Origin of the sequence: Leuconostoc miyukkimchii (genome assembly GCF_019656055.1) — a bacterium.
Classification (GTDB): Bacteria; Bacillota; Bacilli; order Lactobacillales; family Lactobacillaceae; genus Leuconostoc; species Leuconostoc miyukkimchii.
This window is the reverse complement of record NZ_BPKY01000001.1, coordinates 323,921-337,470: the sequence shown is the minus strand read 5'-3', so window position 1 is coordinate 337,470 and position 13,550 is coordinate 323,921. Positions and strand designations below refer to the sequence as shown.

Here is a 13,550-nt window from a genome sequence, read left to right as displayed (position 1 = left end):
TAAATTAAGAATCTAAGAAATTTATATCTCAAAATTCTGACTTGTAACAACATATTAATTATCTAAACACTAAAAACAGCATTAAAAACAAAAAACGCCTGATTGAGGCGTTTTTTACTTTTATGAACCCACGTAACTATTGTGTCTCTAAAAATGCGCTTTGATTTTGTAGATTGGCTGACCTTTGGCCATGAATTTCTGTTCGTACTCAGTTTCTATATTCCCAATTAGTTTTTCTTCATCGTCATGCAGGTCTAGCGTATAATCTTCTGGTGACCAGCGCATGCCGTAATCCATAAAACTAACCATAGAATATTCAAACAAATGGCGATTGTCCGTTTTAAATTCTATTTCACCATAATCGGGTAAAATCGCTTCATATGATTGTAAGAATGACTTATATGTTAAGCGCCTTGACTCATGACGCTTTTTAGGCCAAGGATCCGAAAAATTCAAATATAGTTTAGAAACTTCAGCTTTTTCAAAATAAGTTTCTACACCATTTCCATTTCCATAAATATAACGCAAATTGGGTAATTTACCAACCTGATCAAAACTTTTACGTGCAGCAATCGCTACTGCTGTTTCTTGAATTTCCATCCCTATGTAATTAATTTCTGGATGAGCTAATGCCATACCGAGAATAAATTGGCCTTTACCAGAACCAATTTCAATATGAATAGGATTATTTTGATCAAATAATTTTTGCCACTGACCTATTTGTGATGTGGCACGTTCCTGACTAATAACGATATCATCATGTTTTGCCAACCATTCAGATGCCCAGGGTTTTGTTCGAAGATGCATTCCACTACTCTACGCGATTGACATAAGATTAAATATATACAATCACATTTACTTTCTATATTTTATTTTAATTTTTGGGGAACATATACGCTATCTAAAACAATGCCAACAACTACTGTCATAGCCAAAACACTAATCACCGCAAGCCATCCATGTACTATACTAGAAATTGTTAGCATGAGTATTGTTACTAAAATGACTTGCTTGATAAGTTTTCTAAATGCTAGTTGTTTGACTTTTTCATCTTGGGGGACAATACGAGTCCATAAGACTTGACGTGTAGTACTATAGATTGGTAGCATCTGAAATATAATAAGGTATATGATTAACGCAGCAATAATGGCTAGCATGTATATCGGTATGCCCTGTAAAGCATGTATCACGACAGACCCGACCAATATTAGCCGTACAAGTAATGGCAATATTTCTGTGTCACGTACTAAGCGTATCAAATATAAACGATACAGGACAGGTTGATGTTTTGTCAAACCTGTAATAATAAAATCAAAATAACGGCGTCTTTTAATTGTTCTAGATTGTTTAGGTACTTCTGCAAAAGTAGCATAGAAATGTAAAATATGTTGTTCGTGAGCCAAAGACTGAGGTATGGCTCGTAACCAATCAATTGCTAACATTTGCGAATTTACACGATTAATACGGAAAAAATAACCAACTAAAAGAGCAAAAACAGACCAGACAGCAATAATCACCCACGTAAAGAGTTCCGGCAAATGAAATAGCAATATTATGATGATTGCCGGGATGACAAAATTAAAAAATAATCGCTCAACTCGAGTCTGTCCCGCTAAAAATCTGAAACGTGGTACTAAAAATAGTTGCTCACGGGTTAACAACAATAATAACCATTTATAACTTATCATAAAACTCATCAATATTATGAATCGCCAGACAGAAAATATTTGTGTTTGCCACAAAATTGGTATCAAAAGAGCAGCAAACGCTACTTGCCAAAGAAATCCATACACAGTACTCACAATGATACTTTTAGACAAATATTTTTGTGCAATTTTCTGATCAATGGCCATAAAATAAAAGCGATCAGCTGGTTTAAAATAAGTCACCAAGGTGCCCATTTGTAAACCTAAAACTAGCCATAAAACATCAACCAATTGCCACCATTGCGAATGCCACATCACTTCAAACTGCGGTGAAACAAGCAACTGTCGATATCCCAATATAGCGCCACCAAAAGCAATCAACAAAAAGATAATAAAATGATCATTGAAAAGCAATCTCAAATATTTAATGTTGGTGCCTTGTGCACGAACAAAACGTTTCATAAATATATTGTCAGGATTTATCATTGGCTACCTCTGGTATTAAATCAAAAAAGTTATCCAAAGTTGATAATGTTAAACCATGTTTATCTGCCAAATTTTGTGGCGTTCCTGAAAAATACTTACTACCCTGATCTAATACAATGAACTCATCGACAAACTGCGCAGAACTAGCTAACAAGTGCGTAGTCATCAAAACGCTACTACCATTATTTGCCTGCTCACGAATTAAACCAATGACATTTTTTTGCGCGAGTGTATCCAATCCTAAAAAAGGTTCATCAATGATTAACAATGGTGATCTTAACATAAACGCCGCCACCAACATGACCTTTTGACGCATACCTTTCGAAAAATGAATTGGTAACCACTTTAATTTATCTTGTAACCGAAACATTTTCAGTAATTCCATTGTGTACGTCCACGAAGTCACATCATCTTTGCCATGTGTGGCCAGCATTAAATGTAAATGTTCAGAGAGAGTTAACTCATCGTACAAAATTGGTTGTTCTGGAATATAGGCAATTTGTGATTTAAAAGCCGTTGGTTGACTGCTTAACAAAGTACCATTTAAACTGATTGATCCCTGTTTTGGCTGTAATTCACCAATAATATGATTAATAGTTGTTGATTTTCCAGCACCATTTAAACCAATTAATGCCACAATTTTCCCATTGTCTACATTAAATGAGACATCTTTTAGTACAATATTACCAGCATATCCGCCTGTTAAATTTTCTATTTTTAATCCCATATCAACTATTATAACAGGCAAAATGGTTTATTTGCTATAATAGAGGTAATAAACGAAAATGAGGTTAACAATATGACAATCTTTGACAAAATTATTAATGGCGATATTCCAAGTTACAAAGTATATGAAAATCAAGATGTTTTAGCATTTTTGGATATTTCACAAGTTACACCAGGTCATACGCTTGTCGTACCAAAAAAACACGTTGATGACATTTTTGGTTACGATACTGACACAGCACAAAAGGTCCTATTACAGTTACCCATTATTGCGCGTGCAATTAAAGCCAGTAATTCAGACATCACTGGTATTAATATCCAATCTAACAATGGCCCTTCAGCTGGACAAAGTGTTTTATACTCTCACTGGCACCTCATTCCTCGTTTTGACAACGACGGTTTAACAGGCACACTGGCACCTACTATAGATAATAGTGCTGAATTCTCGCCTGAGCGCTATCAAAAAATAGCTGATGCCATCAAGGCACAATTCGGAAAGGAATAATATGAAAATTTTTGAAAATTTCAAGCACTTCATCACACAAATTAAAACATTAGCGCAATTAACTCAGAAATTACAAACACAACAAAAAAACTTATCTACGCAATTGTCTGACGCTCAAAAAATTGCTGATGATATCCAAGTGGACATTGACAATATGAATTTAAAAAACAAACCTCATTTGGAAAACATTGAAGTTACTAAACAACATCTTCTCACTGAACTATCAAAGTTTAAAGCCTAATAATTATTTTTGTGGTAAAATATTCAGATACTAATTAGAAAAGGGAAACACAACATGCGTAAATTTATTTGGGGATTACTGACCGTTATTTTTATCGGTGGTATCGTCTTTCTTAGTCTCAATTCATCAAAAACCTTGATGACTTCAAACTCAGGAAAAATTACAGAAAAGCAATTCCTCAACGATATCAAAAAATCACCAGCTGGACAGCAAGAATTTGCTAATATGACAATTAACAAGGTTCTTGCTAACAAATACGGTAGTAGTGCTACTAAATCAGATGTCCAATCAGCCTTTGATACACAAAAAGCACAATATGGCGACTCTTTTAAGCAAGTATTAGCTTCAAATAATACAACAGAAGATCAATTAAAAGTTAACATTAAAAATAATTTGTTAATGACTGCCGCTGTTAAAGATAATTACAAAGTAACTGATAGCCAAATTAACCAAGCTTATAAAAATTATCACCAAGATACAACGGTATCCATGATTACTGCTAAAGACGAAAATGCAGCTAAACAAGCAATTGATGCATTACGTTCAGGCGATGATTGGAATACAGTCTACAAAAAGTATACAACTGAAAAAACATATACTAAACAAAATGGTCAATTACCTGCTTTTGACTCTACAAACACTGATGTAGATCAAGCAGTTAAAGCTGCCGCTTTTAAATTAAATAAAACAGGTGATTATTCTACCTCTCCTATCACTGGTTCAAATGGCGGTTTCTATGTTATACAATTAAACAAAATCACGAAAAAGCCAAGTTTGAATAGCTTACGTAATAAGCTCTCAGACCAAATTGTCACAACATTTTTAAATGATCAAAAAAATACAGCAAAAATCCAAGCTATTATTGGTAAAATATTGCGTAAGGAAAATGTAAACGTTAAAGACACAGACTTAAAAAATGCTTTGAACGCATACATGACCGCTGGTGTCTAAACATCCAAATAAATAAAAAATCCTCACCCTCGGTTCAAATGAACCTAAAGTGAGGATTTTTTATTTGGAAGATTTGTAAAATCGGCGATTATCTAGTCCAAATATGCGGTCTGAAAACGAATTTGAATCCGTCTTATCTAAAGCAGCAGTCATCATTTGTATCCCAGCGTCCAGTTCATCTAAATGATGTAACACTTCTGCTTCCATAATTGCTGGTCGAACTGGGGAACCAAACTCCAAAATACCATGATGCGCCAAAACAACATGTCTAATTAACAACATATCTTCAGATTGAAGATCAAAATGTAGTTCACTTGCCACTAAAATAATTTGTTCATCAATTAACGTGATATGTCCTATCAGATTACCAGCAAGCGTGTATTGCGTTGCGATTGGTCCAGAAAGTTCAATTACTTTCCCTAAATCGTGCAATAATGCCCCTGCAATTAATAATTCTGAGTTTAATTGCGGATACTGCTCAGCAGTATTTTTTGCCAATTTAGCAATTGATAATGAATGGAAAGCCAAACCACCAGAAAAAGCATGGTGATTTGACTTAGCGGCAGGGTAACGCAAAAATTGATCATGGTATAAAGAGAACAACTTGCGAATTAAACGATTCCAAGTTGGATTTGTAATCATTAAAATATAGTCATTTAACTCTTCATTCATTGTTTCTTCTTTAATTGGTGCATGAATCATGAAATCAGCTGAATTATCAGGTTCTCCGGGACCTGATAAACGCACACTCGTAATTTGAACTTGCGGCTTGTCTTGGTATGAACCACGTACACCTTGTAATCGCACAATTTTTCCTGGGATAAATGATTTTATTTGTTCATCCGTTGCATCCCATAAATTACCTGGCAAATCACCAGAACGATCGGAAAAAGTTAAATTCAAATATGTTTTTCCAGTCTTTGTAAGCCGAATATCAGCACTTTTTATCAAAGAGAATGAATCAATATGTTCCGTATCTTGGTACTCCGTTAATAACTTAACCATTTTCTACCCCTTTTTACAAATTTATCACATTCGCTTTCGATATAGATGAAACAGATGTCGTAAAATAAAAAATTTGTTGATTAGCAACTTCTTGCAAAATATTCACCATCGTTTGATAACGATTGACATCAAAATTAATAAAACCATCATCAATTAACATTGGAACAGAGACAATATCTGAGACAACACGACTCAGAGCCAATCTTAAAGCAACATACAGCTGTTCTTGCGTACCCGTTGATAGTTCATGAATTTTGAAAGTTTCAGTATCTTGGTTAATTACAATTAAATTATCTTCTACAATTTTAATAGCTACATACTTTCCATTTGTTAAACGTTCGAAATATTTTATGGCTATCTTCTGCATCTTTGGAAAACGATTTTGTGAAGCCAACTGTAAGGCTTTACTAATCCATTGAGCCACCATCTTTTCTGTCATATACGCCGTAAATTGATCTAATAACACTGTTTGTTCATCAGCCAAATTTTGCTGTAAGTCTAAAAATTGATCATCATTTGTTCTACGATGTTGATCTGCTTGTAAATCAGATAATTTGGCCTGAGTTCTTAAAACATTTTGTTGCTCCTGTTCCAATGCTTTTTGGCTAATAACTAATTGATTATCTAATTCTACAATATTATTTATCTTTTGCAAACGCTTAATTGCTTCAGGTCTGATTTGCTGCATAATGTCTTGATAGCGTTGTGCCTTACGAATTTGATTATCTTGTTCGCGTTTACAATATAACAATTCATCCTCACTTGTTACATGGTACCTTTTCATAATTTCATCTTGTTCAGACAGATTTTGCGCAAGATATTCTCGATTTTGTTTAATATCAGCTAAAATTTGTTGTTGTTTTTGTGTCGACATCAATAACTCATTTTGTACTTGTAATTGATGTTGGTTATTAAGTTGTGTGAGCTGTACAATTAAAAGTTCCAAATCATCCGAATTAACCTGTAATTGAAAATACTGCGCAATGGGATCAAGATTTTCTACAATTTGAGATTTTTTATCAATAATCATTTCGTCAATTTCAATTAATTGTTGTGTCCAATCAAATGCTTTTTTAATATCTGCTTGAAGAGATTTAATTTCTGAAACTGGCATCATCCCATAACGCTTTTTAATCAGGTCGATTTGCTTATAGTTGGATTGAAAGAAATAAGCAGCCAAAACAGCAATTCCTATCGCAAATAGAACAAAGGGTTTGACTGTATAAAATGATACAATACCTACAACAATAGAAATGACCAGTAAAAGCAAACTTTTGTTTTTATTATTTATTGTTTCATGTTCTGATTTACTTAAAGGTTCAGGTATTTTTTCTTCAGAAAACTGCCTATCTAAGTGTGCTTGATTATTTCGTAACACTTTTTGTTGCGAAATTAATTCATTTAAATTACGATATGCAACTTCTAGGTTTGCCAACTCTACTGCAGGATTATATACTTCAAACGGTTTAACCTGCAATTTATTCTCTTCAAATTGTGTATTAAGTTTATTAATATTTTCTTGTTGCATGTCAATACTAACTTTTAAGCGTTGTAAATTCAAAATATCATCATCTGAAATTACGAGAACTGAAGTATTGTCTTGGACTTTAACCTGTTGTGCATCCTGATAAAGTTGATACTGTTCAATCAATTTTTGAAGATCTTGGACTTCACGCAATAACAACTGAACATGCTCATGGTGTTTTGACAAAGTTTGTTTGAGTTTTTTAATATTTTTCTCTTCTAGTACGTACTCATCAACCTGAATGTTGCTAGCTTCTAATTTTTGCTCATGATCAGTATATTGCTTAGTTGCTGTGTTCAACGGTCTCTTTGCTGTCGCCCGTTTTGCAAATTTTTTATCCGCATTTTTTTCGATATCATTATTGACCTCAAGCCATTCTGTACTGCCAACTGCACCAATATTTAGTAACAACTTTTGTAAATCAACAGCTTTCAACTGTGTGATCCTTGCCAAATCTTGCTGGCTAAAATTAAAAATGCTATCAAACATCTCACGATTAAGCGGTGCTAATTTTTCTGCTAACCATTTTTCGGGATTTGTGATTACTGTTTTATTGTCTAAATATGTGATAGTTAATTCCGATTTAGTTCGACCAAGTCGTGTGATTTTGACTTCCTCATTATTAAATAATACAATCAGGCTACCGCCATAGCTACCACCAGCTTTAGGATCATAAACATTAATGTTATTACCCTTTTTCGAGGGAAATCCAAATAGCATACCCACAATAAACGCGCGCAGTGTCGATTTTCCAGCTTCATTTTGACCAACAATGACTTGTAAATCATCAACAAAGTCAAATTTTTTTTGCGACCAACGACCAAAACCAATGATCTCCACACGCTTAATTTTCATTACATTTTTACACCTTTCTGTCTTGTATCAATCGTTGCATGTTTTCTCGCAATAACTGTTTCCCCTCGTCGCTGGTAAAATACTCACGCACAAATAGCGGTGCTTGATTTGATAGATAATCAGATATATTAAAATCAGAAAATACCTGTTCTAATGCTTCTTGCCAGTATCTTTGATCAATATTATCTTCTGCAAGTATTGTGGCACCATCACGGCTTACTGTTAATCTAACTATCCATAGGTTTGGTGGTAATTGCTCACGAATTTTATCTAGTGTTATACCATTAGCAATGCGCTGATAAAGCGCTTCATTAATTTCTGATGAAAGATTAACAGACAAAAAAGTTGTTTTTTTTGTTTCAAATCGCATGATTTGTGCCATTAAGTCTCGCTCATCATTGACATCAGATAAAGATATATTTTGCCAAACAATAATTGAAACATCATGAAAGTCCGGCACTAATACATGATTAACACTATTCACAAGATAATAACCTTTTTCCCCAGTTTCTTTTCGATTGAGTCCCTGTAAATCACCTGAGTAACCAATAAATGGTACTGTATTTAATACTTGTCGATTATGAATATGCCCTAAAGCCCAATAATCATAATTTTTCATATTCATATCAGTCACATTAAATGGTGCATATGGATCCCCATTATTGCCAACTGCACCATGATAGACACCGATATGATAGTCTACCTCTTGATTTTTTATAGGAAATTCATCAATAACTTTCTTCGTTTGTCTTTGTGTTTGATAGCTGAATCCTGTTAAGGCAATCTTTTCACCACTGGTAAGTGTTAAATATTGTGTCTCCACATTTTGATTAAAAATATGAACATTAGTGGTCCAGGGTAAATGATTCTGTTTATCGGCTTCAAAATCATGATTCCCAAAGCTGAGATATACAGGTATATCTACTTCATCTAGTCTAAAAAACTCATGGTGCACAACTTCTTGAATTTTTGGGCTAGTTTTAGTTGCGTTATATAAATCCCCCGCGATAATTAAAAAATCGACTTTTTCAGATATCGCTGCGTTAATGAGTGCTATAAAAGCTGTAAGCGTTGACTCTTGAACAACTTTTTTTAAGTGTGCTGGTAATGTTTGATCTAAACCAATAAATGGATTTCCGAGATGAATATCCGCTGCATGAATAAATTTCATATTATCCTCTTCTTGAACAAATGTTCGCTTATTTTATTATACTGAAATTTTACTCATTTCTCAACTTGTGAAAACCCTTACATTTATGCTATGATATAATAAGGTCAATAAGGAGACAATTATGGCAATATATAAAATTTTATTTGGTACATATACTAAGCGTATTTCAAAAGGCTTGTACGAAGCAGAACTAGATACAGATTCTAAACAACTCAAAAATCCAACATTCATTGGTGAATTAAAGAATCCTACTTACCTTGCTATTTCTAAAGCTAATAAAGTCTATGCTGTAGAAAACCGTGATGGTCAAGGTGGCGTTGTAACCTTAGACAACTCAGTACGACCAATTGCTGAAATAGATGCACAATTAAGTGAAGGATCAGCTCCAGCTTATATTGGTGTTGATGAAGAACGACAACTTGTCTTTGCTGGTTACTATCATCGTGGCACAGTTGAATCATATAGTATTCAAGCAGACGGTAATTTAGTACTCGCTGATACTTGGCAAAATACTGGTTCTGGTCCTCGCCCAGAACAAACATCTTCACACGTCCATTTTTCTAACCTTACACCTGATCAAAGACTCGTCGCTGTTGATTTGGGTGCAGATGAAGTTATTACGTTTGACGTAGATGCTCAAGGTGGTTTAAGTGAAGTTTCACGGTTCCATACAGAAGAAGGATTTGGACCACGACATATCCGTTTTTCTCCAGATGGTCACTATGCTTATCTTCTGGGTGAATTGTCTAGTTTACTCAGTGTTTTAAAATATCATGCCGAAGATGGGTCATTTGAACATGTCATGACAGCATCAACTATTCCAAGTGATTGGACTGAACATAATGGTTCTGCTGCTCTGCGTTTAAGTGCTGATGGTCGATTTATTTACGCTTCAAATCGTGGTCATAATTCAATTGCCGTTTTCAAAATTGGCAATGAAGGATCAGAGATTGAACGTATTCAACTCATTAGTACAGAAGGTGCCTTCCCTCGTGATATGAATTGGGATAATAAACAGGAATTTCTAGTTGTTGCCAATCAAGATACGGACAATGTATCATTATACGCACGTGACAGTGATTCCGGTGAATTATCTCTTCTACAGAAAGATTTTGCAATTCCAGAAGGTGTTCGTGTTGTATTTGAATATTAATTAAATATTATTATGTACTTGAGCTCGGCTTATTATTTAGACAGTTTGTCTATTCAATAGGCTGAGTTTTTTACTGACTCCTTTCAAATTTTATATAGTTTATCATCTGTAATTCCATATTTCTGATTAATCTATTAACCTAATTACATTTTGTAATATTCAAAACACTAATTTATTATTTCTAAATAGTTTTGCTTTAAATATTTACTTTGCAATATGGCAGTTTCATACTATAATTACAAGGTAAACATTAAAATTGATTTAGAAGCTAATTAACTTAGTTTATTATAATATATATATATTGAAATTTCACAAAATGAACACACCAAATGTACTACACTATACGTGCCAAGCGTCCACGTTAAAAAGCATAATAACACGGGAGTCATTATGAATAAAACAAAGGTTATTAGTATTCCAGTTATCATTGCATTGGCAGTTACTAGTTTGGTAAATACGTCGAACGTTTTTGCATCAAAAAACAATGCCAAACCAACTGTCCGCAAAGTTGCCGCACCTGTTGTGACGACTTTCCGTTATAATAATGTCACTCTCTCAAATAAACAGTCAAAAACTTATAGCGTTAAAGTTATTAAAACCAATAAAAAATTTATTGGTTTTGCTCGCTCAAACCAAACTGTTTATGTTACGGGCAGCGGATTAGCAAAAGTTTATTGGTTCAATAAATCAAAATTACCCAAACGTACAAATTTACGGTTAATTAAAAACTATACCATAAGCAATGCTGTACGCCTTCATAAAACATTATCAACCACACAATAGAGTAATTCAAAAAATAGATAATAAACAGCATTTAGGTATTGATGAAAAATCATAATACATTAATCATTTCGATTTTTTAAGTTATAAAAAAATAAAAACTGATTTAATAATATTCATATCTATTTTAAAAACTTTAGCTATCCTTGACAAAATGTAGCACTAGGTGCTACATTTTTTTATTTGTTTGAATTAAGTTAAAATATATCAATAAAACAGCAGTACATAAACGTTTACAAACAAAAATGCTATTATATCAGCTTTCGCGATACAATAGCAAATAAGGAGATAGCGTACCGTGAACCTTTTTAATAAAATAGTTGATACACATGTATTTACTTACCATAAAATAATTGCTGGCTCCATATCCGGCTCCATATAAAATATTTGTATAATAGGCGCACACATAAAAACTCGACTAGAGATGAATCTAGTCGAGTTTTTATGTGTTTAATTATGCAGATTGATAGGAAAATGAATATCATTAATATAATTTTTAGAACTTTTGCGTCATGAACCGAGAAACGCCAATTATCGAAAAATTATTGGTTATATTTTTAAGTTGTCCTTCAAATTCTTTTAAATCTTGATTTTTTTCATCAACAGCCTCATCATTTATAATAAATGATAAGGTCTTATTCATATTATCTATATGTTCAATGTCATAGAGCACACTTTTTAATTCTTTTGAAAGATTACCTTTTTTGGCATAGTCAAATGTAATAATTTTGATAACCGAGTCCCCAATTTGATAATCAAATATTGGAGATTTATCAAAATTACCAATAAATTCTTTTGGAAGCCGTTTTATACCAGTAATTTTATTATATTTTATCTGCTTAGATAGCAGTTTTTTCACTTCGCTTTTTGTGACACGCTCATTTTTTGGGCGATCATAATATAAATATATTCTTTCTAGCCCATGCATTTCTTTTTGGAGTGCTTCTTGATTGTCTTCAACTGATATTCCTTGCACATTGAAAAAATAAAACTCATTAGCATAGTACTTCGTCTTGCTAATCAAAAAATCTTTATCACGGATTTTTGAAAATTCTTTGTCCTCAAACCTACTATATTCTCCAGCTATGTTTTCCCTGGGATAATCAAACTGATATCTTAAAGACTCCATTACTATATTAAAGAAATTTTTATCATACTCATCATCAAATGTTTCTAGTCTTTTTCTAGATTTTAAAGATATGAATTTTGAATATCCTTTTTGGGGTATGTGAAAAACTATTCCGATATTCATAGACTCACGCCTTATTGAACTTGGCCTATAGCCCAAGACGCTATATAGTAATTCTACTTCTGCCATAATTCTCTCCTTTCTAAATGCTGAATTTAACAACTAAATAATCAACTATTTCTTCTACATGTCTCACTTGAAATAAAATAAACTCTTTAATTGCTAATTTATCGGTTTCTGTTATTAACCAATCAACGGGAATATCTGATAACCATTCGTCCACAATATCAGGACTAATGCTTTTTACTTTTCGCACAATATGATCAAAGCTATGTTTACCATGAGTGTCGCCATACGCTTCTAGTAGATACTCATATTCTACATCCTCTAATGCTTCAATTTCAAAAGGAGGTATTTTACTAATTTCTTTAAGCGTAGCAGGTGTCCAAAATTGTTGTTGCTTTAAGATTCTGTCATTATCAACAACATTTAATTTCATATCCTTCCTATCAATTAACCAGTTACCTCTATTCAATCCTCTATCAATATTAACAATAAATTGGTCATAAAAAATGATTCCTAAAAATGTGTCTATGTTAGTAGCGCTTTTTAATATATTTGGAACAGCAGCTGGTGTATAATTATGATACTTTGTAACAAAAACCGTTCCAACTTTTGGTTCAGCATCAAACAGATCAACATTTTCACTTACCGTATCTTGACTTAACTTTGCACATTGAAATTCTGGATGATTTAGTTTTAAAAAGTCAATAATGTGGTATCCTAAAAGTTCATTGAACAATGCCTTTGAATTTTCAGCTTGTCGTACACTATATTTCATGACATATTGCTGATCATCATCACAAACTACTAAAAATGGTTTGCTCGTGCCAACTTTCATTTGTTCAACTACTGTTTTTACTTTTAACATCAACTTACCTTTTATTTTGATAAAAAACTTATTCGATTATAGCATAAAACAACACAAAACAACACAAAAACACCCAACCGAATCACTGGTTGGGTGTTTTACTCGAAATCACCTAGTTCCACACTTACGTTTGTTTCTGTTTTGATACGTTTCGCTAATTCTAGCATATGATCCTTTTCTGATTCAACATACCTGCCTATTTGTTCAGAATGTGTGGCCATACCTATTTTGGCATATTCAAAGAACACGTTCAACTGCTTGGAATATCTTTGGTACACGATACGCACCCAATACAATGTGTTTTTCTTTTTCGTGAATCGCTTCTTGATTTCTTCGATTAATTTGTCGTCGTGTTCATAATATCAACTCTATGACATTAATCGAAC

General features: G+C 33.1%; 13 protein-coding genes. 5 read left to right on the top strand and 8 right to left on the bottom strand.

Annotated elements, in window-relative coordinates:
- Positions 1 to 147 precede the first annotated feature (147 nt).
- The 3 genes from trmB to K5Q13_RS01605 form a co-directional block, all read right to left on the bottom strand.
- On the bottom strand, positions 148 to 807 hold the full coding sequence (trmB, locus tag K5Q13_RS01615; RefSeq protein ID WP_220739194.1) for a tRNA (guanosine(46)-N7)-methyltransferase TrmB: 660 nt from the start codon (positions 805 to 807) through the stop codon (positions 148 to 150).
- A 62-nt stretch (positions 808 to 869) separates the two neighbouring features.
- A complete protein-coding gene (locus K5Q13_RS01610) occupies positions 870 to 2,132 on the bottom strand; it encodes an ABC transporter permease (RefSeq protein WP_246574106.1) in 1,263 nt (420 codons plus the stop codon).
- A complete protein-coding gene (locus K5Q13_RS01605; protein WP_220739193.1) occupies positions 2,119 to 2,859 on the bottom strand; it encodes an ABC transporter ATP-binding protein in 741 nt (246 codons plus the stop codon). Before K5Q13_RS01605 ends, K5Q13_RS01610 begins: the two co-directional genes overlap by 14 nt.
- 72 nt (positions 2,860 to 2,931) lie before the next feature.
- Between K5Q13_RS01605 and K5Q13_RS01600 the strand changes: the two genes are divergently transcribed.
- From K5Q13_RS01600 to K5Q13_RS01590, 3 genes are read left to right on the top strand one after another with little or no spacing between them, the layout of a single operon-like run.
- Positions 2,932 to 3,363, top strand: coding sequence for an HIT family protein (locus tag K5Q13_RS01600; RefSeq protein WP_220739191.1), 432 nt, complete (start codon positions 2,932 to 2,934; stop codon positions 3,361 to 3,363).
- A 1-nt stretch (position 3,364) separates the two neighbouring features.
- Entirely contained in the window at positions 3,365 to 3,604 is a 240-nt protein-coding gene (locus tag K5Q13_RS01595; protein WP_220739189.1) for a hypothetical protein, read from the top strand.
- Between the two features lie 54 nt (positions 3,605 to 3,658).
- On the top strand, positions 3,659 to 4,555 hold the full coding sequence (locus tag K5Q13_RS01590) for a peptidyl-prolyl cis-trans isomerase (protein ID WP_220739187.1): 897 nt from the start codon (positions 3,659 to 3,661) through the stop codon (positions 4,553 to 4,555).
- A 60-nt stretch (positions 4,556 to 4,615) separates the two neighbouring features.
- On the opposite strand, the gene K5Q13_RS01585 is transcribed toward K5Q13_RS01590, so the two are convergent.
- Genes K5Q13_RS01585 through K5Q13_RS01575 form a run of 3 tightly spaced genes read right to left on the bottom strand, consistent with a single transcriptional unit; the run spans position 4,616 to position 9,111 of the window.
- Entirely contained in the window at positions 4,616 to 5,560 is a 945-nt protein-coding gene (locus K5Q13_RS01585) for a 3'-5' exoribonuclease YhaM family protein (RefSeq protein WP_220739184.1), read from the bottom strand.
- Positions 5,561 to 5,573: 13 nt separating this feature from the next.
- Complete coding sequence (locus tag K5Q13_RS01580) at positions 5,574 to 7,940, bottom strand: ATP-binding protein (protein ID WP_220739182.1); 2,367 nt, start codon at positions 7,938 to 7,940, stop codon at positions 5,574 to 5,576.
- Positions 7,941 to 7,947: 7 nt separating this feature from the next.
- Positions 7,948 to 9,111, bottom strand: a complete 1,164-nt coding sequence (locus tag K5Q13_RS01575) for a metallophosphoesterase family protein (RefSeq protein WP_220739180.1) — start codon at positions 9,109 to 9,111, stop codon at positions 7,948 to 7,950.
- Positions 9,112 to 9,232: 121 nt separating this feature from the next.
- Here K5Q13_RS01575 and K5Q13_RS01570 point away from each other — a divergent pair, with 121 nt between their 5' ends.
- Positions 9,233 to 10,264 (top strand): lactonase family protein, encoded by a 1,032-nt coding sequence (locus K5Q13_RS01570; protein WP_220739179.1) that lies wholly within the window; start codon positions 9,233 to 9,235, stop codon positions 10,262 to 10,264.
- Between the two features lie 390 nt (positions 10,265 to 10,654).
- Positions 10,655 to 11,047 (top strand): hypothetical protein, encoded by a 393-nt coding sequence (locus K5Q13_RS01565; RefSeq protein ID WP_220739177.1) that lies wholly within the window; start codon positions 10,655 to 10,657, stop codon positions 11,045 to 11,047.
- 493 nt (positions 11,048 to 11,540) lie between these two features.
- Here the strand turns inward: K5Q13_RS01565 and K5Q13_RS01560 are convergent, their stop codons facing one another.
- Positions 11,541 to 12,362: a DUF3037 domain-containing protein gene (locus tag K5Q13_RS01560; protein ID WP_220739175.1), complete on the bottom strand. Its 822-nt coding sequence runs from the start codon at positions 12,360 to 12,362 to the stop codon at positions 11,541 to 11,543.
- 13 nt (positions 12,363 to 12,375) lie between these two features.
- A complete protein-coding gene (locus K5Q13_RS01555) occupies positions 12,376 to 13,164 on the bottom strand; it encodes a HipA family kinase (protein WP_220739173.1) in 789 nt (262 codons plus the stop codon).
- Positions 13,165 to 13,550 lie beyond the last annotated feature (386 nt).

Coding starts and splice junctions, on each gene's coding strand:
- K5Q13_RS01590 (WP_220739187.1), top strand. CDS start 3,659: ATGCGTAAATTTATTTGGGGATTACTGACCGTTATTTTTATCGGTGGT.
- K5Q13_RS01595 (WP_220739189.1), top strand. CDS start 3,365: ATGAAAATTTTTGAAAATTTCAAGCACTTCATCACACAAATTAAAACA.
- K5Q13_RS01610 (WP_246574106.1), bottom strand. CDS start 2,132: ATGATAAATCCTGACAATATATTTATGAAACGTTTTGTTCGTGCACAA.
- K5Q13_RS01600 (WP_220739191.1), top strand. CDS start 2,932: ATGACAATCTTTGACAAAATTATTAATGGCGATATTCCAAGTTACAAA.
- K5Q13_RS01580 (WP_220739182.1), bottom strand. CDS start 7,940: ATGAAAATTAAGCGTGTGGAGATCATTGGTTTTGGTCGTTGGTCGCAA.
- K5Q13_RS01570 (WP_220739179.1), top strand. CDS start 9,233: ATGGCAATATATAAAATTTTATTTGGTACATATACTAAGCGTATTTCA.
- K5Q13_RS01605 (WP_220739193.1), bottom strand. CDS start 2,859: ATGGGATTAAAAATAGAAAATTTAACAGGCGGATATGCTGGTAATATT.
- K5Q13_RS01555 (WP_220739173.1), bottom strand. CDS start 13,164: ATGTTAAAAGTAAAAACAGTAGTTGAACAAATGAAAGTTGGCACGAGC.
- K5Q13_RS01585 (WP_220739184.1), bottom strand. CDS start 5,560: ATGGTTAAGTTATTAACGGAGTACCAAGATACGGAACATATTGATTCA.
- trmB (WP_220739194.1), bottom strand. CDS start 807: ATGCATCTTCGAACAAAACCCTGGGCATCTGAATGGTTGGCAAAACAT.
- K5Q13_RS01560 (WP_220739175.1), bottom strand. CDS start 12,362: ATGGCAGAAGTAGAATTACTATATAGCGTCTTGGGCTATAGGCCAAGT.
- K5Q13_RS01565 (WP_220739177.1), top strand. CDS start 10,655: ATGAATAAAACAAAGGTTATTAGTATTCCAGTTATCATTGCATTGGCA.
- K5Q13_RS01575 (WP_220739180.1), bottom strand. CDS start 9,111: ATGAAATTTATTCATGCAGCGGATATTCATCTCGGAAATCCATTTATT.